18 protein-coding genes are annotated in these 20,647 nt (G+C 71.5%); 13 read left to right on the top strand and 5 right to left on the bottom strand.

What is annotated here, in order from left to right; all coding sequences use genetic code 11:
• Positions 1-7: 7 nt before the first annotated feature.
• From MTQ01_RS18260 to MTQ01_RS18220, 9 genes are all read left to right on the top strand, one after another.
• On the top strand, positions 8-1,009 hold the full coding sequence (locus MTQ01_RS18260; RefSeq protein WP_247491652.1) for an FKBP-type peptidyl-prolyl cis-trans isomerase: 1,002 nt from the start codon (positions 8-10) through the stop codon (positions 1,007-1,009).
• A gap of 42 nt (positions 1,010-1,051) precedes the next feature.
• Complete coding sequence (locus tag MTQ01_RS18255) at positions 1,052-1,423, top strand: FKBP-type peptidyl-prolyl cis-trans isomerase (RefSeq protein WP_247491651.1); 372 nt, start codon at positions 1,052-1,054, stop codon at positions 1,421-1,423.
• A 128-nt stretch (positions 1,424-1,551) separates the two neighbouring features.
• Positions 1,552-2,508 (top strand): YafY family protein, encoded by a 957-nt coding sequence (locus MTQ01_RS18250; protein ID WP_247491650.1) that lies wholly within the window; start codon positions 1,552-1,554, stop codon positions 2,506-2,508.
• Positions 2,509-2,519: 11 nt separating this feature from the next.
• Positions 2,520-3,488, top strand: a complete 969-nt coding sequence (locus MTQ01_RS18245) for a WYL domain-containing protein (protein ID WP_247491649.1) — start codon at positions 2,520-2,522, stop codon at positions 3,486-3,488.
• Between the two features lie 9 nt (positions 3,489-3,497).
• Positions 3,498-3,701, top strand: coding sequence for a hypothetical protein (locus tag MTQ01_RS18240; protein ID WP_211040531.1), 204 nt, complete (start codon positions 3,498-3,500; stop codon positions 3,699-3,701).
• A gap of 280 nt (positions 3,702-3,981) precedes the next feature.
• The gene (gene tatA, locus MTQ01_RS18235; protein WP_247491648.1) at positions 3,982-4,284 is read left to right on the top strand and encodes a Sec-independent protein translocase subunit TatA; all 303 of its coding nucleotides are present in this window, start codon (positions 3,982-3,984) and stop codon (positions 4,282-4,284) included.
• 94 nt (positions 4,285-4,378) lie between these two features.
• Positions 4,379-5,338, top strand: a complete 960-nt coding sequence (gene tatC / locus MTQ01_RS18230) for a twin-arginine translocase subunit TatC (protein ID WP_247491647.1) — start codon at positions 4,379-4,381, stop codon at positions 5,336-5,338.
• 159 nt (positions 5,339-5,497) lie between these two features.
• Positions 5,498-8,299 (top strand): RNA helicase, encoded by a 2,802-nt coding sequence (locus MTQ01_RS18225; RefSeq protein WP_247491646.1) that lies wholly within the window; start codon positions 5,498-5,500, stop codon positions 8,297-8,299.
• A gap of 148 nt (positions 8,300-8,447) precedes the next feature.
• Positions 8,448-9,596, top strand: coding sequence for a phosphatidylinositol-specific phospholipase C1-like protein (locus tag MTQ01_RS18220; RefSeq protein ID WP_247491645.1), 1,149 nt, complete (start codon positions 8,448-8,450; stop codon positions 9,594-9,596).
• Here the strand turns inward: MTQ01_RS18220 and MTQ01_RS18215 are convergent.
• Positions 9,582-10,445 (bottom strand): siderophore-interacting protein, encoded by an 864-nt coding sequence (locus MTQ01_RS18215; RefSeq protein ID WP_247491644.1) that lies wholly within the window; start codon positions 10,443-10,445, stop codon positions 9,582-9,584. The two genes, MTQ01_RS18220 and MTQ01_RS18215, sit on opposite strands and share 15 nt — an antisense overlap.
• A gap of 57 nt (positions 10,446-10,502) precedes the next feature.
• A complete protein-coding gene (locus MTQ01_RS18210) occupies positions 10,503-11,408 on the bottom strand; it encodes a 5'-3' exonuclease (RefSeq protein WP_247491726.1) in 906 nt (301 codons plus the stop codon).
• 188 nt (positions 11,409-11,596) lie between these two features.
• Between MTQ01_RS18210 and MTQ01_RS18205 the strand changes: the two genes are divergently transcribed.
• Positions 11,597-13,348 carry a BCCT family transporter gene (locus tag MTQ01_RS18205; protein ID WP_247491642.1) on the top strand — a complete coding sequence of 584 codons (1,752 nt, stop codon included), beginning with the start codon at positions 11,597-11,599 and terminating at the stop codon, positions 13,346-13,348.
• 203 nt (positions 13,349-13,551) lie between these two features.
• On the opposite strand, the gene MTQ01_RS18200 is transcribed toward MTQ01_RS18205, so the two are convergent.
• Positions 13,552-14,235 (bottom strand): gamma-glutamyl-gamma-aminobutyrate hydrolase family protein, encoded by a 684-nt coding sequence (locus MTQ01_RS18200; protein ID WP_247491640.1) that lies wholly within the window; start codon positions 14,233-14,235, stop codon positions 13,552-13,554.
• 98 nt (positions 14,236-14,333) lie between these two features.
• Positions 14,334-15,068, bottom strand: coding sequence for a FadR/GntR family transcriptional regulator (locus MTQ01_RS18195; RefSeq protein WP_247491638.1), 735 nt, complete (start codon positions 15,066-15,068; stop codon positions 14,334-14,336).
• 68 nt (positions 15,069-15,136) lie between these two features.
• Between MTQ01_RS18195 and MTQ01_RS18190 the strand changes: the two genes are divergently transcribed.
• The 3 genes from MTQ01_RS18190 (at position 15,137) to MTQ01_RS18180 (ending at position 18,859) form a co-directional block, all read left to right on the top strand.
• Complete coding sequence (locus MTQ01_RS18190) at positions 15,137-16,528, top strand: glutamine synthetase family protein (RefSeq protein WP_247491636.1); 1,392 nt, start codon at positions 15,137-15,139, stop codon at positions 16,526-16,528.
• Positions 16,529-16,537: 9 nt separating this feature from the next.
• A complete protein-coding gene (locus tag MTQ01_RS18185) occupies positions 16,538-17,941 on the top strand; it encodes an aldehyde dehydrogenase family protein (RefSeq protein ID WP_247491634.1) in 1,404 nt (467 codons plus the stop codon).
• 135 nt (positions 17,942-18,076) lie between these two features.
• Complete coding sequence (locus tag MTQ01_RS18180; protein ID WP_247491632.1) at positions 18,077-18,859, top strand: 3-oxoacyl-ACP reductase; 783 nt, start codon at positions 18,077-18,079, stop codon at positions 18,857-18,859.
• A gap of 243 nt (positions 18,860-19,102) precedes the next feature.
• Here the strand turns inward: MTQ01_RS18180 and MTQ01_RS18175 are convergent, their stop codons facing one another.
• The gene (locus MTQ01_RS18175) at positions 19,103-20,317 is read right to left on the bottom strand and encodes an amino acid deaminase/aldolase (RefSeq protein WP_247491630.1); all 1,215 of its coding nucleotides are present in this window, start codon (positions 20,315-20,317) and stop codon (positions 19,103-19,105) included.
• Between the last annotated feature and the right edge of the window lie 330 nt (positions 20,318-20,647).

Here is a 20,647-nt window from a genome sequence, read left to right as displayed (position 1 = left end):
GGACACCGTGCGCCGACGCTCCCTCCTACTCGCTCTCCCCGCTGGCCTTGTCGCCCTCTCCGGCTGCGGTGACGACAGCGGCGACTCCGGTTCCAAGGAGAGCCCCAGCCCCGACGCCTCGAGCCCCGGTCCGGAGGCCGCCAAGCCCGGCAAGGTGGTCGACGGCCCGCTGCCGGAGATCACCGAGGGCACCGGCTTCGGCGAGACCCCCAAGCTCGCCAAGGCGACCGGCAAGCCCTCCCCGCACATCGCGGTGCAGGTGCCGGTCGAGGGCAAGGGCACCAAGGTCGCCAAGGGCGACTACGTCCAGGTCGACTACCTGGGCCAGGTCTGGGGAGCGGAGAAGACCTTCGAGTCGACCTTCGGCAAGGACCAGAGCGCCGTCTTCCCGATCGGGCAGCAGCAGATCCTGCCGGCGTGGGACCAGGTGCTCGTCGGCAAGACCGTCGGCAGCCGCGTCCAGATGGCCGTGCCGCCCAAGTACGGCTTCGGCGAGCAGGGCCAGCCGCAGCTGAAGATCAAGCCGGACGACACCTCGGTCTGGGTCCTGGACGTGGTGGACACCTTCAACGCCAAGAGCTCGGCCAAGGGCGAGAAGGTCGCGCAGGACGACGTCGACCTGCCGAAGGTCGGCACCAACACCAACGGCAAGGCCCCCTCCATCGAGGTGCCGGACACCAAGGCGCCGAAGAAGCTGGTCTCCAGCTACGTCATCGAGGGCGACGGTCCGAAGGTCGCCGAGGGCGGCTCGGTGCTCGTGCACTACCGAGGCGTGCTGTGGGACGGCGGCAAGGAGTTCGACGCCTCGTACAACAACAACACCCTCGCCCAGTTCTCGCTCCAGCAGGTCGTGGAGGGCTGGTCCAAGGGGCTGGCGGGCAAGAAGGCCGGCAGCCGGGTGCTGATCGTCGTACCGCCGGAGCAGGGTTACGGTAAGGAGGGCCAGGGCGACAAGATCCCCGGGAACTCGACGCTGGTCTTCAGCGTCGACATCCTGGCGGCCATGTGACGTTCGCCCGGGTCTCCCCGTAACTCTCCAAGGAGCATTCACGTGAGCATCGACAAGCCTGAGGTGGACTTTCCCGAGGGCGAGCCGCCGGCGGACCTCGAGGTCAAGGACCTCTGGGAGGGCGACGGCCCGGTGGCCAAGGCCGGGGACAACGTCTCCGTGCACTACGTCGGCGTCGCCTTCAGCACGGGCGAGGAGTTCGACGCCTCGTGGAACCGCGGCCGGCCGCTGCAGTTCCAGCTGGGCATCGGACAGGTCATCAGCGGCTGGGACCGCGGCGTCCAGGGCATGAAGGTCGGCGGTCGCCGCCGGCTGACCATCCCCCCGCACCTGGCGTACGGCGACCGCGGCGCGGGCAGCGCGATCAAGCCGGGCGAGACGCTGATCTTCGTCTGCGATCTGGTCTCCGTCTGAGGCGTCCGCTGCACGAGGCAGTGCCGGAGGTCCCGTACCACAGGGTGCGGGGCCTCCGTCGTCTGTTTGGTCGGTATGTGCTGGTGGCGGTACGGTCGGCGTCGATACCGGTAGCAGAAGGGGCGCCCATGGCGATCGCCAAGGCCGAGCGGCTGATGAACCTGGCGCTGTGTCTGCTGGGTACGGGACGGCCGCTGACCAAGCGGGAGTTGAGGTCCTCGATCGAGGCGTATCTGGAGGCCGGGTCCGAGGACTCCTTCAACCGCATGTTCGAGCGCGACAAGGACGATCTGCGCGAACTGGGCCTGGTCATCGAGACCGTGGAGAACTTCGAGGGCGAGGTCGGCTACCACGCCCGCCGCGACCGCAACCGGCTGCCCGATGTCTCGCTCGACGCCGAGGAGGCCGCGGCGCTCCAACTCGCGGCCAAGGTGTGGCAGCAGGCGAGACTCGCCGGAGCGGCGAGCGGGGCGCTGCAGAAGCTGCGCGCCGCCGGCATGCCGGACAGCGAGGCGGGCGCCGGCTCCTACGACGCGCTCGAACCGCGCATCCCGGCGAGGGAGGCGGCGTTCGAACCGCTGATGCTCGCCTGCCGCGACCGCCGGCCGGTGGTCTTCGCCTACCGCAAGTCCAACTCCGCCAAGGCCGAGCGGCGCCAGGTCGAGCCCTGGATCCTGGAGTGCTGGCGGGGGCACTGGTACCTCGCCGGCTGGGACCGCGACCGCCGGGCCGAGCGGGTCTTCCGCCTCTCCCGCATCACCGGGCCGGTCCGCTCGCGGGTCGGCGAGTACACCGCAGAGGTGCCGGAGCAGGTACGGGTGCGGGAGACCACCGAGCGCTGGGCCGGTGAGGGCGCCACCACCGAGAGCGCGCTGATCCGGCTGCGCCGGGGCTGCGGTTACCCGCTGCGCGCCAGAGCCACCCGGGTGCGGGAACTCGGCGACGGCTGGGAGGAGTTGGAGATCCCGTACGGGCACGGGCTGGACGCCTGGCTGGCGGAGTTCGGGCCCGATGTGGTGGTGCTGGAGCCCGCCGAGCTGCGTGCGGACATCGTCGACCGGCTGCGTGCCGTGGCCAAGGGCTGAGGGGGCGGGACGTGGCGACCAACGCCATCGACCAGACGAGGCGGATGCTCTCGCTGGTGACGTATCTCAGGGAGCGTCCGGGCGCCCGCGTCGAGGACGTGGCGCGCGCCTTCGGCGTGACCCCGGACGAGCTGATCTCCGACCTCAACGTGCTGCCGATGTGCGGGACCAGCTTTCGCGGCGGTGACCTGCTGGACATCGACACCGACGGCGAGCACATCTGGTGGCACAACTCCGAGGCGGTGACGGGCGGTGAGCCGCTGCGCATCGCCGCCGACGAGGCGACCGCGCTGCTGGTGGCCGCCCGCGCGGTGGCCACCCTGCCGGGCCTGCGCGAGAGCGACCGGCTGGCGCTGCTGCGCGCCACCGCCAAGCTCGAGACCGCCGCGGGGGACAGTGCCGCGGCCAGCGCACGGCTGGCGGTGACCTTCGAGTCCGAGGGCGGGGTCTTCGCCGACCTCGACCGCGCCATCGCCGAGCGCCGCCGGGTCTGGCTCCGTTACTACTCGCCCTCCCGCGACGAGTTGACCGAGCGCGAGGTCGACCCCATCCGGCTCTTCGTGCTGGGGCACACCTACGTCGAGGCGTGGTGCCGGCTCTCGGAGGCCCGGCGCACCTTCCGGCTCGACCGCGTCGCGGAGATCGCACTGCTCGACAAGCCGGCCGACCCGCCGTCGATCGAGCCGCGCGATCTGTCCGCCGGCCTGGTCCAGCCCTCGGAGGACGACCCGGAGGTCGTCGTGGAGGTCGGCCCCGGCGGTCGCTGGGTCGCCGAGTACTACCCGCACGACAGCGCCGAGGAGCGCCCCGACGGCGGCCTGCGGATCGTGCTGAGGTCGCCCGACCCGGCGTCACTTCGCAGGCTGGCGCTGCGACTCGGCCGCGACGGCCGGATCACCGAGCCGGAGGAGCTCGCGCACGCCGCCGCCGATGCCGCCAGGGCCGCCCTGGCGGCGTACGAGGACGACGCGGTCCACTAGGCTCGTGGCATGTTCTGGCCGATGTTCTTTCTCGTCTGCGCTTTCCTCGGCGTCGCGGTGCTGGGCGTGCTGGCGGTCCGTGTGGGACTGGAGGTCCGGCGCTTCTCCCGCGCGGTGGGCGACAGTGCCGAGCGCATCGCCCGTGCCGCGGAGGAGCTGGAGCGTTCCGCCGAGCCTCTGAGCGGCCATGTTGCCCTCACCCGGCGGGGTTGAGCGGGCCGGTTCGCGCCCAACCGGGCAGTACGGGCGACCGCTTCGGGCGCGTGCCGGGCACGAGGCGGGGCCGGGCGGCGGGCCGGCCGTTGCGCGCTGCGGCCGATGTCGGGTGACCCGGCCGGTCAGCCGGGGGATGCGCGGGGATTGCCAGGCGTTTACCCTCCCGCGTTACGATGATTTCCGTCGGGATACGGTCGGGCATGCTGGCGACCGGTCGATACCGCACACGTATCGTCGAAACCGCTACGTACCACAGCCTCGGTGAGAAGGTAGACACATGATTGGTCAGGTCGGTCCTTGGCAGCTGGTGATTCTGGTTGCCCTCGTCGTGGTGATCTTCGGCGCGAAGCGGCTTCCGGACACCGCCCGTTCGCTCGGCAAGTCCCTGCGCATCCTCAAGAGTGAGACCGCCGCGATGAAGAAGGACGGTGGCTCCTCCTCGGACACCGGCCGCGCCGAGTCCACCGAGGCGCGCACCGACGCCGACGCCGCCACCCCCTCCCGCACCATCCAGGCCGCCCCCGGCGATGTGAGCAGCGCCCGCCCGGTCGACGAGCCCAAGCGCACCAGCCAGGGCTGAGACCAGCAGTAAGTCATCGTCGGCAGCGGGCGGCCCTACGGCCTCCCGGCGGCCCCCGTGGGACGGGGGCCGCGTCGTGAGATAGGGACGTGGGTTGCTGAAGTCCGCCCGCAAGCAGAGCTCCGCGCGCAAGCAGAGCAAGGACCCCGAGGGGCGGATGCCCCTGGTGGAGCACCTGCGCGAGCTGCGCAACCGGATGGTCAAGTCGCTGCTGGCCGTGGTGCCGCTGATGGTGGTGGCGCTGTTCTTCGCCAAGGACATCATCGAGTTCATCACCGACCCGGTCCCGCAGTGCACCAGCGAGCTGGAGGCCGCAGCGCAGGAGGGCCGCTGCGCGGTGCTCTCCCAGGTCGGTCTGACCTCGCCCTTCACCACGTTCATCAAGGTGTCGCTGATCACTTCCCTGGTGGCCGCGGCGCCGGTCTGGCTGTACCAGATGTGGGCGTTCCTCGCGCCCGGTCTGCACAGCAAGGAGAAGAAGTACGCGCTTTCCACGGTGGCGTTCGGCACGCCGCTCTTCCTCACCGGCGCCTACCTGGCGTACTGGGTGCTGCCGCACGCCGTGCCGGTTCTGCTGAGCTTCAGCATCGACGGTTCGACGAACTACATCACCGCCGACGACATGATCGACATCTCGGTGAAGCTGACGCTTGCCTTCGGGCTCGCCTTCCAGCTCCCGCTGGTGCTCACCCTGCTCAACCTCGGCGGTGTGCTCACCGGCCGCCGGATGCTGAGCTGGTGGCGCGGCATGGTGATGGGCATCTCGATCTTCGCGGCCCTGGTGACCCCGACCGATCCGCTGTCGATGATCGTGCTCGCGGTGCCGATCATCGGGCTCTACTTCGCCGCCACCGGCTTCGCGATGCTCAACGACCGTCGCAAGGCCAAGGCCGACCCGGACGCCGACCTCGACGACGACGAGGCCTCCGACATCGATCTGACGCCCTCCACCATCGGAGGCGCGAGCGAGGTCGAGGGTGACGACGGACGTCACGGCAACGGCCACGTCAACGGCACCGACCGCCACCGCGGCGGCCTGGACGACGCGACCTGACGAGCGGTGGGCGGGAGCCGGCGATGACGCCCGGCCCCGCCCGCACCCGCGTCCGTCGGGAGCGGCGGCAGTGGTGAACGGCCGGTTGCCGGCGGCGTCACGGGCAGAGCGAAAAACGTCTCGGTGACTGTCAGGGGTGGCCGGTAGTCTCGTACCACGATGACCGACGACAAGTCCCCCGCTGAGCGGTACGCGGCGGCCAAGAAGCGCAACGCCGACCAGGCGACGGCGCTCGCCCCCTTCCGCGAGATGTACGACTTCGAGCTGGACGAGTTCCAGATCCAGGCATGCCAGGCGTTGGAGGCCGGCAAGGGAGTGCTGGTGGCGGCGCCCACCGGTTCGGGCAAGACCATCGTGGGCGAGTTCGCCGTCCATCTGGCGCTCAGCCAGGGGCGCAAGTGCTTCTACACGACCCCCATCAAGGCGCTGTCCAACCAGAAGTTCAACGATCTCTCCGCCCGCTACGGCGCGGACAGGGTCGGGCTGCTGACCGGCGACAACAGCGTGAACGGCGACGCCCCGGTGATCGTCATGACCACCGAGGTCCTGCGGAACATGCTCTACGCGGGTTCGCGGGCCCTGGAGGGCCTGGGGCACGTGGTGATGGACGAGGTGCACTACCTCTCCGACCGCTTCCGCGGCGCCGTCTGGGAAGAGGTGATCATCCACCTTCCCGAGTCGGTCAACCTCGTCTCGCTCTCCGCGACGGTCTCCAACGCCGAGGAGTTCGGCGACTGGCTGGACACGGTGCGCGGTGACACCGAGGTGATCGTCTCCGAGCACCGCCCGGTGCCGCTGTGGCAGCACGTCCTGGCGGGCCGGCGGATGTACGACCTCTTCGAGGAGAAGAGCGGGCGCCGCGAGGTCAACCCGGACCTGCTGCGCATGGCCCGGATGGAGAACAGCCGCGTGTCCGGCCCGCGGGACCGCAGGCGCGGCCCGCGGCGCGAGGCGGACCGGGAGCGCGAGCGCCGTCAGCGCACGCGGATCTGGACACCCAGCCGCGCGGAGGTGATCGACCGGCTGGACTCCGAGGGCCTGCTGCCCGCGATCACGTTCATCTTCAGTCGGGCGGGCTGCCAGGCGGCCGTGCAGCAGTGCCTCTACGCCGGGCTGCGGCTCAACGACACCGAGGCGCGGGCGCGGGTGCGGGCGATCGTCGAGGAGCGCACCGCGGCAATCCCGGACGAAGACCTGCACGTGCTCGGCTACTTCGAGTTCCTCGAGGGCCTCGAGCGGGGCATCGCCGCGCACCACGCGGGGATGCTGCCCACCTTCAAGGAGGTGGTGGAGGAGCTCTTCGTCAAGGGGCTGGTCAAGGCCGTCTTCGCCACCGAGACACTGGCGCTCGGCATCAACATGCCCGCGCGTTCGGTGGTGTTGGAGAAGCTGGTCAAGTGGAACGGCGAGCAGCACGCGGACATCACGCCCGGTGAGTTCACGCAGCTGACGGGCCGGGCGGGTCGGCGCGGCATCGACGTAGAGGGCCACGCGGTCGTGCTGTGGCAGCGCGGTATGGACCCGGGTGCGGTCGCCGGGCTCGCCGGCACCCGTACGTATCCGCTGCGGTCCTCCTTCAAGCCGTCGTACAACATGGCGGTCAACCTGGTCGAGCAGTTCGGCCGGCACCGCTCGCGCGAGCTGCTGGAGACCTCCTTCGCCCAGTTCCAGGCGGACCGTTCGGTGGTCGGCATCTCCCGCCAGGTGCAGAAGAACGAGGAGGGGCTGGAGGGCTACCGGGAGGGCATGACCTGCCACCTCGGCGACTTCGAGCAGTACGCCCGGCTGCGCCGCGATCTGAAGGACCGGGAGAACGAGCTGGCGAGGGAGGGCGTGGCCCAGCGCAGGGCGCAGGCCGCCGCCGCGCTGGAGAAGCTCAAGCCGGGCGATGTCATCCATGTGCCGACCGGCCGCTTCGCGGGCCTGGCGCTGGTGCTGGACCCCGGTCTGCCGTCCGGGCGCGCCCAGGGCCGTCGCGGCACGGACCACCACGACGGTCCGCGGCCGCTGGTGCTCACCGCGCAGCGGCAGGTCAAGCGGCTGGCCGGGATCGACTTCCCGGTGGCGGTCGAGCCGTTGGACCGGATGCGCATCCCCAAGAGCTTCAACGCCCGCAGCCCGCAGTCCCGTCGGGACCTCGCCTCGGCGCTGCGCACCAGGGCGGGCCACCACGAGCCGCAGCGCCACCGCAGACAGCGGGCCGCGGCCGCGGACGACCACGAGATCAGCAGGTTGCGCGCGGAGCTGCGCGCACACCCCTGCCACGGCTGCGACGAGCGGGAGGACCACGCCCGGTGGGCGGAGCGGTACCACCGACTGCGGCGTGACACCCGTCAGTTGGAGCGCCGTATCGAGGGCCGCACCAACACCATCGCGCGCACCTTCGACCGGGTGTACGCGCTGCTGGCCGATCTGGGCTATCTCAGCGGGGACGAGGTGACGGTCGACGGCAAGCGGCTGGCGAGGCTGTACGGCGAGCTCGATCTGCTCGCCGCCGAGAGTCTGCGCGAGGGCGTCTGGGAGGGTCTGCCGCCGTCCGAACTGGCGTCCTGCGTCTCGGCGTTGGTCTTCGAGGCCCGTGCCGCCGACGACGCGCTGCCGCCGCGGCTGCCGACGGGGCGCGCCAAGGAGGCGCTGGGCGAGATGGTCCGCATCTGGGGCAGGCTGGACTCCCTGGAGGACCAGCACCGCATCACCCAGTCCGAGGGCGTCGGGCTGCGGGAGCCGGATCTCGGTTTCGCCTGGGCTGCCTATCTGTGGGCCGAGGGGCACGGGCTGGACGTGGTGCTGCGCGATGTGGACATGCCGGCGGGCGACTTCGTGCGCTGGTGCAAGCAGGTGATCGACGTGCTCCAGCAGGTCGCGGTCGCCGCGGGCAGTGGCGGCACGGTGGCGAAGAACGCGCGTCGTGCGGTGGAGGCGATGCAGCGCGGCGTTGTCGCCTACACCTCGGTGGGCTAGTCGCCGTCCCTTGTCCGGGTGGTCAACCTCCCTTTGCCCGGGGGCGGTTGACCACCCGATCGGGTGGCGGGATGTTGGCTGCACATCCGTTGCTCCAGGGGAGGACGCTGTGCGCAGTCGACCGCTTGTCCGAGGTTTTCTCCGGCTGGTGGGAGCCCTCACCGGGCTCGCCTCCGCCGCCGCGCTCACCACCGCCGCCCAGGCCGGACCGCCGCGCGACCCCGCGGGCGGGCTGCGGCTGAACCAGGTCCAGACCGTCGCGACCCACAACAGCTACCACCGCGAGGTCGGTTTCGCGGAGCAGCGGGTGATGGGGGAGTACGACGCGAACTTCGGCAATCTGCTCTACAGCCACGCCTCGCTCCCGGTGCAGTTCGCCGAGCAGAAGGTGCGCGGGATCGAGCTGGACGTCTTCCCCGACCCGCGTGGCGGGCTCTACGCCGATCCCCTGATCCGTGACTTCGCGGGCCGACCGCCGCTCGCGGAGCCCGAGTTGGAGCGACCCGGTTTCAAGGTGCTGCACTGGGCGGACTTCGACTACGCGAGCAGCTGCGCGAGCCTGCGCGGCTGTCTGCGCCAGGTCAAGCGGTGGTCGGACGCCAACCCGGGCCATGTGACCGTCCCGATCCTGCTGGAGCTCAAGCGCACCGATCCGCAGTTCGAGAAGCTCGGCGGTGCGGTGAGCCCGGAGTGGACCACCGGGATGCTGGACGCCCTGGATGCGGAGATCCGTACGGTCTTCGGCGAGGACCGCACGGTCACCCCCGACGATCTGCGCAGGGAGGGGCGGACGTTGGAGGAGTCGGTGCTGCGGCACGGCTGGCCGAAGGTCGCCGACACCCGTGGACAGGTGATGTTCCTGATGGACAACGACGACCGTGCGATCCAGGACGCCTACCGCGCGGGCGGCCGGGAGAGCCTTCAGGGCCGGGTGCTGTTCACCGACGCCGAACCGGGCCGCCCGGACGCGGCGTTCGTCAAGGAGAACGATCCGACGGGTGCGGGCGGCGCGAAGATCACCGAGCTCGTCGAGCGCGGCTACTACGTGCGCACCCGTTCCGACATCCCGCTGGAGCAGGCGAGCACCGGGGACCGAACGATGCTGCGGGCCGCCCTGGCCTCGGGCGCCCAGATGGTCTCCACCGATTTCCCCTCGCCCGGCATGGCCGCCCGCTACGGCTCGGACTACACCGCACGGCTGCCCGAGGGCGCCACCGTGCGGTGCAATCCGGTCAGCGTGTCCGCCGAGCGCTGTCCGGGGCGCGACCTGGAGCGGGACCGGCTAGCTCGCCGCTGACAGACCGACCGGCCGCCGCTCCTGCTCGGCCTCGACCTGGGCGTTCCACTCGGGCTTGGCCGCCTGCCAGCCGTCCTCGTCGTGACCGAGGCGCCAGTAGCCGGAGACCGAGAGCCTCTCGCGGGGCACCAGACGTTCCATCCGCAGATGGCGGCGGATCTCCCGCACCCAGCCGGCCTCGCCGTGGACGAACACCTGCGGATCGCCCGTCCAGTCCTCGATTCCGCGCACCGCCTCGAGCAGGGCGCTGCGGGTGCGGCCGGGCCCGCGGTGCAGCCACCGCACCCTGGTGCCGGGCGCGGTGGCCAACTCCTGCTCCTCCTGCGGCCCTTCGACCTCCAGCAGGACCTCGGCCCGCGCTCCCGAGGGCATCCGCTCGATCGCCGCGGCGATCGCGGGCAGCGCGCTCTCGTCGCCGACCAGCAGATGCCAGCCGGCGCTCGGGTCCGGGCAGTAGCCGCCGCCGGGCCCGAGGATCCGGATGGCGGTGCCGGGCTGCGCGGCTCTCGCCCACGGCCCCGCGAGGCCGCTGTCGCCGTGCACGACGAAGTCGATCGTCAGCTCCCCGGCCTGCGGGTCGAAGCGGCGCACGGTGTACGTCCGCATGGCCGGCCACTGGTCGCGGGGGAGCTCCTCGCGGATGCGCGCGATGTCGAACGGCTCCGGGTGGCTGAAGCCGGGCTGCGGGAAGAGCAGTTTGACGTAGTGGTCCGTGTACTGGCCGACGGGCAGCCCGGCCAACTCCTCGCCTCCCAGCACCACTCTGATCATGTGGGGTGTGAGCCACTGGGTGCGCACAACGGTCAGAAGGCGGCTCGTCGGTCGGCTGCGTACCGGACGTGTGGACACGGGGACTCCTACCGGGACAGGACTGCATGAATGGTTAGGGGAGCCTAACCTAACAGTTCATTGCTCCAGGGTCTCCAGCAGTCGGCGCAGCGAGCTGCCCAGCCCCCAGCGCTCGCCCAGCTCCCGCACCGCCTCCGGGTCGCGGGGCGTACGGGGCAGGGCCGGCTCCAGGGCGGGGAGGGAAACGTCGTGCGCGACCCTGACGACCTTGGGGGCGACCGCGAGATAGGGCCGTGCCTCGTTCAGACGCCGGCGCTGCGCCGGTGTGACCGAGGAGGTCGGGTCCTCGGCCGCGGCCAGGATCCCCGCCAGGTCCTTGTGTGCGGCCAGCAGCTTCGCCGCGGTCTTCTCGCCGATGCCGGGCACACCGGGCAGGCCGTCGCTGGGGTCGCCGCGCAGCAGGGCGAGATCGAGGTAACCGGAGCCGTCGACCGCGTACTTGCTCTCCAGCGCGGCGCCGTCGAAGACGTCGAGCTGTCCCACGCCCTTGACCGGGTAGAGGACCCGTACCCGCCGCTCGTCGTCCACGAGCTGGAAGAGGTCGCGGTCCCCGGTGACGATGTCCACCGGGCCGCGCGCCCGCGCGGCGAGGGTGCCGATGACGTCGTCCGCCTCGTAGCCCGCTGCGCCTGCCCGGGCGATGCCGACGGCGTCCAGGACCTCGTCGATGATCGGCACCTGCGGGGCGAGGGTGTCGGGGACCTCCTCGGCGTCCGGGCCGCTCGCGGCCTCCTCCGCGACGCGGTGCGCCTTGTAGGAGGGGATCAGCTCGACTCTCCAGGCGGGTCGCCAGTCGAAGTCCATGCAGGCCACCAGCTCGTCGGGCCGGTGGTCCTGCACGAGGCGGGTGATGAAGTCCAGCAGCCCCCGCACCGCGTTGACCGGGGTGCCGTCGGGGGCCCGTACCGACTCGGGGACCCCGAAGTAGGCGCGGAAGTAGAGCGAGGAAGTGTCCAGCAGCATCTGGTGCGGTGTCGTCGTCACAGCCCCGATTTTGCCGCAAGGCAGCGGGGCGAACCGCCGTGAATCCGGCGGTGGGAGAAGAACTGAATCATGGGACGCATGGGATCATGCCTTCTGGGCAGGTGCGGCCAGCCGGCCAATGGGGCGCCGGCGGCCGAAACTGGAAACCGAGAGCAGAGGACGAGTGCGTGGCCGCGCAGCAGAGTCAAGAGAGCACGGACGAGGGTCCGGCTCGTCAGGAGGGCGCCGGGCAAGGGCGTCTGGCGACGATCGAACCGAGAGTGTTCTTCCCGGCGGCGATCATCATCGTCGCGTTCGTCATCTACGCCACCCTCTTCCGAGACCAGGCCGCGAGCCACGTCAGCTCCATTCAGGAGAACGTGGTGGGCGGCCTGGGCTGGTACTACACCGCCCTGGTGTCGCTGTTCGTGATCTTCGCCATCTGGGTCGGAGTGGGTCGCTACGGTGACATCCGGCTGGGCAAGGACGACGAGAAGCCCGAGTTCGGCATCGCCTCCTGGCTCGCGATGCTCTTCGCCTGCGGCATGGGAATCGGCCTGGTCTTCTGGGGTGTGGCCGAGCCGCTCACCCACTTCGACAGCCCGCGGCCCGGCACCGGTGACGACCCGGCAGAGCAGAACCAGGCCGCGATGGTGCAGACGTTCCTGCACTGGGGCGTCCACCCGTGGGCGATCTACGTGGTCGTCGGCCTCGCCGTGGCCTACGCGGTGCACCGCAAGGGCCGTCCGGTCTCGATCCGCTGGGCGCTGGAGCCGATCTTCGGCGACAAGATCAAGGGCGCCTGGGGCAACGTCATCGACGTCGTCGCCATCATCGGCACCCTCTTCGGTGTGGCGACCTCGCTGGGCCTGGGTGTCCTCCAGATCTCCGCGGGCATCGACTTCAAGGGCTGGATCGACGATCCGGGCAAGGGCGTGCTGGTCGCGCTGATCGTCGGCATCACGCTCCTGGCGACGATCTCCGTGGTCTCCGGCGTCGCCCGCGGCATCAAGTGGCTGTCCAACATCAACATGGTGATGGCCCTGATCCTGATGCTCTTCGTCCTGATCGCGGGGCCGACGCTGTTCATCATGAACGGCTTCGTGGAGGACATCGGCGGCTATCTGCAGAGCATCCTCTCGCTGAGCTTCGACACCGGCGCCACCCAGGGCGACGAGGGAACCCAGTGGGTCAGTGACTGGACGGTCTTCTACTGGGGCTGGTGGATCTCCTGGTCGCCGTTCGTCGGCATCTTCATCGCACGGATCTCCCGCGGCCGTACGGTCCGTGAGTTCGTGTGCGGTGTGCTGCTCGTCCCGACGGTGCTCACCTTCTTCTGGTTCGCCGTCTTCGGCGGCGCGGCCATCCACCGCGAGGAGTTCGGCGCCGGCGGTCTGATCGACTCCGAGGCTGACACCGCCGTCAACCGCGACAGCGCCCTCTTCCAGCTGCTGGACACCATGCCCGGCGGTGCGCTGGTGGCAGGGTTCGCGCTGCTGCTGATCGTGCTCTTCTTCGTCACCTCCTCCGACTCCGGCAGCTACGTGGTGGACATGCTGTCCTCCGGCGGCGACCCCGACCCGCCCACCTGGAGCCGGGTGTTCTGGTCGATGGCCGAGGGCGCGGTCGCGATCGCACTGCTGGTGGCCAGCGGTACCGGTACGGCCGCGCTGGACACCTTGCAGACGACGGCGATCCTCATCGCGCTGCCGTTCAGTGTGGTGATGATCGGTATGTGCTTCGCGACGATCAAGTCCTTCCACCAGGAACGGCAGGCCTATCTGGCCGCCCAGCGCAAGAAGCAGCACGAGAAGATCATCGGTGACACGGTCGCCGCCATCGAGGAGGGCATGGAGAACGGCACGTTCTCCGACTCCGGCGGCGGGAACGGCGGGCGCGGCCCGGACGACGCCCGTACCGATCTGAGCAAGAAGGGCTGACCCACCGGGCGGTGTACGCCCCCTGCCCCAGAGGTGGCCCCGTGTCGACCGGCCGGTCGACACGGGGCCACCGTCGTGTGCGGCGCGCGGTGTCGGGCGTGGGGCGCGGTGGCAAGCCCGGCGTCCCGACAGCCCGGCGTCCCGACAGCCCGACAGTCCGTCGGCCCGTCGGGGGCGTCCCGGTGGGCGGGCGGCTCGGCCCGTCAGCGCGTCGCGTCGATGAGCCCCCGCATCACCCGCAGGTCCTCGCCCGCCTCCGGGTGCCACTGGACGGCGAGCACGAACCCGCGCGTCACCGACATCTCCAGCGCCTCGACGGTGCCGTCCTGCGCGTACGCGCTCACCGTCAGCGAATCGCCGACCCGGTCCACGGCCTGGTGGTGGTAGGTCGGCACCTCCAGCGGCCCGTCCAGCAGCGCCGAGAGGCGAGTGCCCTCGACGGGGGTGACCAGGTGGGAGGAGAAGACGCCGGGCGGTCCGCCGTGGCCCTCCAGATGCTGGTTCAGCGTGCCGCCGCAGACCACGTTGAGCAGCTGCATGCCGCGGCAGATGCCCAGGAGCGGCAGTCGTGCGTCGAGTGCCGCCTCGATCAGCGCCGTCTCCCAGGCGTCGCGCGCCGGATGGGCCGCGCCGGTGTGCGGTCCGGGTTCGGCCCCGTAGCGGTCGGGCGCGATGTCGGAGCCGCCGGCGACCACCAGCGCGTCGAGCCGGGCCACCGCGTGTGCGGCGGCGTGCGGGTTCTCGTCCGGCGGCAGCAGCGCTGCGACACCGCCGGAGCGCTGGACGAGCTGGTGGTAGCCGGCGGGCAGCAGCGCGGCGGGCAGATCCCAGACGCCCCATCTCGCGGGTTCGAGGTAGGTGCTGATGCCGACGAGCGGTGTGGGCACGGTGGTGGTCCCTTCCGGAGCGGTGTGGTCCGCGGACAGTGGCCGGTCGTACGGTCGAACGTCGTGCGGTCAAAGGTTGTGCTGGAGACCTTTGGTGCTCAGGGGAGGAAGCCGCGCAGCAGCGCCGCCGTGCCCGCGCAGTGCTCCCGCATCACCGAGCGGGCGCTCTCGGCGTCGCCCGCGAGCACCGCCTCGGCCAACTCCGTGTGCTGGCGCTGTGCGTGCTCCAGATTGCGGACCAACAGGGGTATGCGGTCCAGGAGTTGGTTCAGCCGGGCGCGCACCGTGGCGTACTCGGCGGTCAGCGACGGCGAGCCGGCGAGTTCGGCGAGCGTGAGGTGGAAGCGGGTGTCGTAGCGCCGGTAGGTGTCGGGGGAGGCGTCCCCGGTCGCGGCCAGCGCCTCGGCGAGGCGGTCCCGTGCGGCCGGGCACGGACGTCCGCGCGCGGCCAGTTCCGCGATGCCGACCTCGAGCACCTCGCGGAAGCGCAGGGTGTCCTCCAGATCGGCCGCCGACACGCCCGGGCCCTGCGGCAGTTGCGGATCCGTCGCGGGACGGCGGACGAACGTGCCGCCGTAGCGTCCGCGCACGCTCGTCACCAGGCCCTGTTCGGTGAGCGTGCGCAGCACCTCGCGCAGGGTGGCGCGGCTGACGCCGAGCCGGAGTGCGAGCTCGCGCTCGGCGGGCAGCCGGTCTCCCTCGGAGAGCAGATCGAGCCGGATGACCCGCAGGATCTGTTCGAGCGCCTCCTCGTACCCGTTGCCGCTGCGCACCGGGCGCAGCACGGGGGAGAGCAGGCCCTTCCCGTCCTCGGCCGACCGACGCTCGTCCATCGCGCTACTTCCCTCCCAAAGGTACGCGCCACTACCTTAGAGCCTCCGGTGTACGGACAGGAGGCCCTGTGACACAGCGCGTAACCGCGGCAGGTGCGGAAGCCACGCCCCCACTGCCCCTCGAGGAGCTGACCCGGCTCGTCGAACAGGGCGAGATCGACACCGTCGTCCTCGCCTTCACCGACATGCAGGGCAGACTCCAGGGCAAACGCTTCGCCGCCCGCTTCTTCCTGGACGACGTGGTCGGCCACGGCACCGAGGGCTGCAACTACCTCCTGGCCGTCGACGCCGACATGAACACCGTCGACGGCTACGCGATGTCCTCCTGGGAGCACGGCTACGGCGACTTCGCCATGCACCCCGACCTCGCCACCCTGCGCCGCACCCCCTGGAACCCCGGCACCGCGCTCGTCACCGCCGACCTCGCCCGGCTGGACGGCACGCCCGTACCCGCCTCGCCGCGGCAGATCCTGCGCCGCCAGCTGGAGAGGCTGGCCGAACGCGGCTGGAGCGCGTACGCCGGCACCGAGCTGGAGTTCATGGTCTTCCGCGACTCCTACGAGGACGCCTGGACCGGCGGCTACCGCACCATGACACCGGCCAACCTCTACAACGTCGACTACTCCGTGCTCGGCACCGGCCGGGTCGAACCGCTGCTGCGCCGCATCCGCAACGAGATGGCCGGGGCCGGGATGGCGGTGGAGTCGGCCAAGGGCGAGTGCAACCTCGGCCAGCACGAGATCGTCTTCCGCTACGACGACGCCCTCACCACCTGCGACCAGCACTCCGTCTACAAGACCGGAGCCAAGGAGATCGCCGCCCAGGAGGGCCGTTCGCTCACCTTCATGGCCAAGTACGACGAGCGCGAGGGCAACTCCTGCCACATCCACCTCTCGCTGCGCGACTCCGACGGCGCGCCGCTGCTCGCCGACGACAGCGGGCCGTACGGCATGTCGCGGACGATGCGCCACTTCCTGGCCGGACAGCTCGCCGCGCTGCGGGAGTTCACCCTGCTGTACGCCCCGAACATCAACTCCTACAAGCGCTTCAGCCCCGGATCCTTCGCGCCCACCTCCGTCGCCTGGGGCCCCGACAACCGCACCTGCGCCTACCGCATCGTCGGCCGCGGCCACTCCCACCGGCTGGAGAACCGGCTGCCCGGCGGCGACGTCAACCCCTACCTCGCCCTCGCGGGGATGATCGCGGCCGGACTCGACGGCATCGACCGGGAGTTGGAGCTGCCGCAGGAGTGCACCGGCAACGCCTACACGGGCGACGCCGAACAGGTGCCGGCCACCCTGCGCGACGCCGCCGAGCTCTGGGCCGGCAGCGCCCTCGCCCGGGAGGCGTTCGGGGACGAGGTCGTGGACCACTACCGCAACATGGCGCGGGTCGAACAGCAGGCATACGACACCGCGGTGACCGACTGGGAGCGCTACCGCTCCTTCGAACGCATGTGAGGCCGAGAAGTGACCGATCCGCACCGCACCGGTGAGCCCCCCGCCGACCCGGACGCACCCGCCGCGCACGAGGTCCGCAACCCCGCGACGGAGGAGCTGATCGCCACCGTCCCCGCCGTCGACGCCCCGGGCGTGGACAGGGCCGTGCGCCGCGCCGCCGACGCACAGCGCCGCTGGGCCGCGCTGTCGCCCGGCGACCGGGCCCGACAGCTGCGCCGGTTCGCCGCACGGGTGGACGAGAACCTCGAGGAACTGGCGCTGCTGGAGGTGCGGGAGGCCGGCCATCCGATCGGCAACGCCCGCTGGGAGGCCGGCAACGCACGCGATCTGCTGGAGTACGCGGCCGGGGGAGTCGAGCGCCTGACGGGCCAACAGATCCCGGTCGACGGCGGAGTCAACCTCACCTTCCAGGAACCGCTCGGCGTCGTCGCCGTCATCGCGCCCTGGAACTTCCCGATGCCGGTCGCCGCCTGGGGCACCGCGCCCGCCCTCGCGGCCGGCAACGCCGTACTCCTCAAACCGGCCGAGACCACCCCGCTGACCGCGCTGCGGCTGGCCGAACTCGGCCTGGAGGCGGGGCTGCCCGAGGGCCTGTTCCAGGTGCTCCCCGGCGCCGGGGCCGGCACCGGGCGCGCCCTGGTCGACCACCCGGGGGTGGCCAAGGTCGTCTTCACCGGTTCGACCGCCGTCGGGCAGGAGATCATGGCGCGCTGCGCCCGCGGAGTGAAGCGGCTGACACTCGAACTCGGCGGCAAGAGCCCCAACCTGGTGTTCGACGACGCCGATCTGGAGCTCGCAGCCAGTGCCGCCCCGGGCTCCTTCCTGGACAACACCGGCCAGGACTGCTGCGCCCGCAGCCGCATCCTCGTCCAACGCGGCGTCTACGACCGGTTCATGGAGCTGCTGGAGCCCGCCGTACTGGCCTTCCGCTGCGGCGACCCGAACGACCCGGACACCGACATGGGCCCGCTGATCTCCGAGACCCAGCGGGAGCGGGTGCGCCGGTACGTTCCGCAGGAGGGCCCCGCGGCGATCCGGGGCAGCGCGCCGGAGGGCAGGGGCTATTGGTACCCGGCCACCGTGCTGGAGCGCGACCCCGGTGACCGGGCGGCGATCGAGGAGATCTTCGGCCCGGTCGCGGTGGTGGTGCCGTTCCGGGACGAGGAGGAGGCCGTCGCCCTCGCCAACGCCACCGATTACGGCCTCGCCGCCTCCGTGTGGACCCGCGACGGCGCCCGCGCGCTGCGTGTCGCCCGTGCGGTCGCCGCGGGCAACCTCTCGGTCAACTCCCACAGCGCGGTGCGCTACTGGACGCCCTTCGGCGGCTTCAAGCGCTCGGGCCTGGGCCGGGAGCTCGGCCCCGACGCACTGTCGGCCTTCACCGAGACCAAGAACGTCTTCCTCAGCACCTGACGGCGGTCCGCACCAGGACCAGGACTCACACCCGCGCCCGTGCCAGGGCCCGCACCAGGGCCCCCGTACCGAACCCTCGCACCCGTGCCCGGCTCCGTACCCGGGGGCGGGACTTCGTGAAAGGCAGGACCGCAGATGACCGAAGCAGCAGTGTGCCGGCGACTGATCGGCCGCACCGCCGTGGTGACCGGTGCCGGCAGCGGCATCGGGCTGGCCACCGCGCGCAGACTGGCCGACGAGGGCGCCCACGTGGTCTGCGCCGACGTCGACACCGACAGCGGGCGGGCCGCGGCCGAGGAGGTCGGCGGCCTGTACGTGGAGACCGACGTCACCGACGAGGACCAGGTGGCGGAGCTCTTCGCGACCGCCCACCGCACCTACGGCTCGGTCGACATCGCCTTCAACAACGCCGGGATCTCACCGCCCGACGACGACTCCATCCTCACCACCGGACTGGAGGCGTGGAAGCGGGTGCAGGAGGTCAACCTGACCTCCGTCTACCTCTGCTGCCGCCACGCCATCCCGTACATGCGCGAGCAGGGACGCGGCTCCATCATCAACACCGCCTCCTTCGTGGCCGTGATGGGCGCGGCCACCTCGCAGATCAGCTACACCGCCTCCAAGGGCGGAGTGCTGGCGATGTCCAGGGAGTTGGGCGTGCAGTTCGCCCGCGAGGGAATCCGGGTGAACGCGCTGTGCCCGGGACCGGTGAACACCCCGCTGCTCAAGGAGCTGTTCGCCAAGGACCCCGAGCGCGCCCAGCGCCGACTGGTGCACGTGCCGGTGGGGCGCTTCGCGGAGCCGACCGAGATCGCGGCCGCGGTCGCGTTCCTGGCCAGCGACGACGCCTCGTTCGTCAACGCCGCCGAGTTCCTGGTGGACGGCGGGATCGCCGGGGCGTACGTGACGCCGCTGTAGCCGGGTTCGGCTCCGTCGGGCCGGCGGAGAGCCGGTCGTACGGTCGGCTCCCGGCCGCCCCGGAACGCCGTCGCGCCGATGCGGGCACGCACCGATGCGGGCACGCACCGATGCGGGCACGCGCAGGTGCGCCGTGCCGCGGTCCGGGGCGACGGGCCGCGGTGACCGCGTGTCCACGGCAGCAGCGGGGCTGCGCGTCGGCCGACTGCCGCGGTGCGCGCCCGCGGCCGTCGGCCCGACCGGTCACAGAAAGGTGTGGCCCTCGCCCCGGTAGGTCGGTACGACCGAGGTGATCCGGTCGCCCTCGATCAGGTGCATCTCGGCGAACCGCTCGGCCAGTTCGCCCGCCTTGGCGTGCCGGAACCACACCTTGTCGCCGATCAGCAGATCGTCCGCCGCGGAGCCCAGCAGCGGTGTCTGCACCTCGCCGGGCCCCTCCAACGGGTCGTACCGCAGGCCCTCGGGGAGGTACGGCGTCGGCAGGCGGTCCGGTCCGGCGGCGCCGGAGGCGGGGTAGCCGCCGCCGAGCACCGTCACCACACCCACGCCGGGCCGGCGCACCACGGGCTGCGCGAAGAGCGCGGCCGGGCGGCCGGAGAAGCCGGTGTAGTGGTCGAAGAGCCTGGGCATCAACAGCCCGGAACCGGCGGCCACTTCCGTCACCGACTCCTCACCGACGGTGTGCTGGACGCTGCCGGTGCCGCCGCCGTTGACGAACTCCAGGTCGGGCGCCACCGCGCGCACCGCCCGTACCGCCGCGGCCCGCCGCTCGGCCAACTCCCGCCGCGCGGCGCGCTGCATCAGCCGCACCGCGCGCGAGTGCAGCGGCCGGCCGGGCACGTCGTCGCCGACGCCCGCGATGTGCCCCTCGTAGGCCATCAGTCCGACCAGGCTGAACCCGGGCCGGCGCGTCACCGACCGAGCCAGTTCGGCCAGTGCGCCGGGGGAGTGCAGCGGGGAGCGCCGCGCCCCGAACCGGACCCGGCCGCCGAACAGCCGGTAGGAGGTGTCCAGTTCAAGACAGACCCTGATCTCCTCCCGACCCCCGTCCCGGGCCTGGTCGATCATCGCGAGCTGAGCGGGGTCGTCGACCATCACGGTGACGGAGGCGGCGAGCTTGGGGTCGGCGGCCAGCTCGGCGTAGCCGGCGCGGTCCACCGAGGGGTAGGCGAGGAGCACATCGGAGATCCCGGACCTCGCCAGCCACAGGGATTCGGCCAGAGTGAAGCTCATGACGCCCGCGAAACCGGGGCGCTCCAGCACCCGCTCCAGAAGTGCGCGGCAGCGTACGGACTTGGAGGCGACCCGTACCGGCTTGCCGCCGGCCCGGCGCACCAGGTCAGTCGCGTTCGCGTCGAAGGCCTCCAGGTCCACCAGCGCCAGCGGGGCGTCGAGGTGAGCGGTGGCACGGTCGTATCGGGCCCGGTCGGCTGAGGGGTGCGAGGCGGAGGCGAACACGCACGCAGCTTGCCAGAGGGCGGCGCTTCAGGACAGTCCTGGTACGAGCGGGTTGTCGGACCACTGCGCACTCCACGTAAAGTGACGCGCACGCCTTCCACCGGCATGCCGGTCGCTGAAGCGGTGTTGTCCACACGAGCCAGGCCCCGCTCCCCAACCGGGCGGTGCCTCCAGGGAAGTGCGAGGGGGAGCGGGTGAGCACTGAGGCCGACTCAGCACGTCCGCCGATGCCGCCGCTGAATCCGCCGCGGCCCAGTGCGCCGCCGAACCCGACGGCGAGCCCTCCGCGGCCGCGCACGTCGACCGACCGCGGCGGCGGGCCCGTCGCGA

Source organism: Streptomyces sp. XM4193 (assembly GCF_023072595.1).
Lineage (GTDB): Bacteria > Actinomycetota > Actinomycetes > Streptomycetales > Streptomycetaceae > Streptomyces.
Note: the sequence above shows the minus strand (reverse complement) of the source record. Positions and strands in the feature narration are given on the sequence as shown.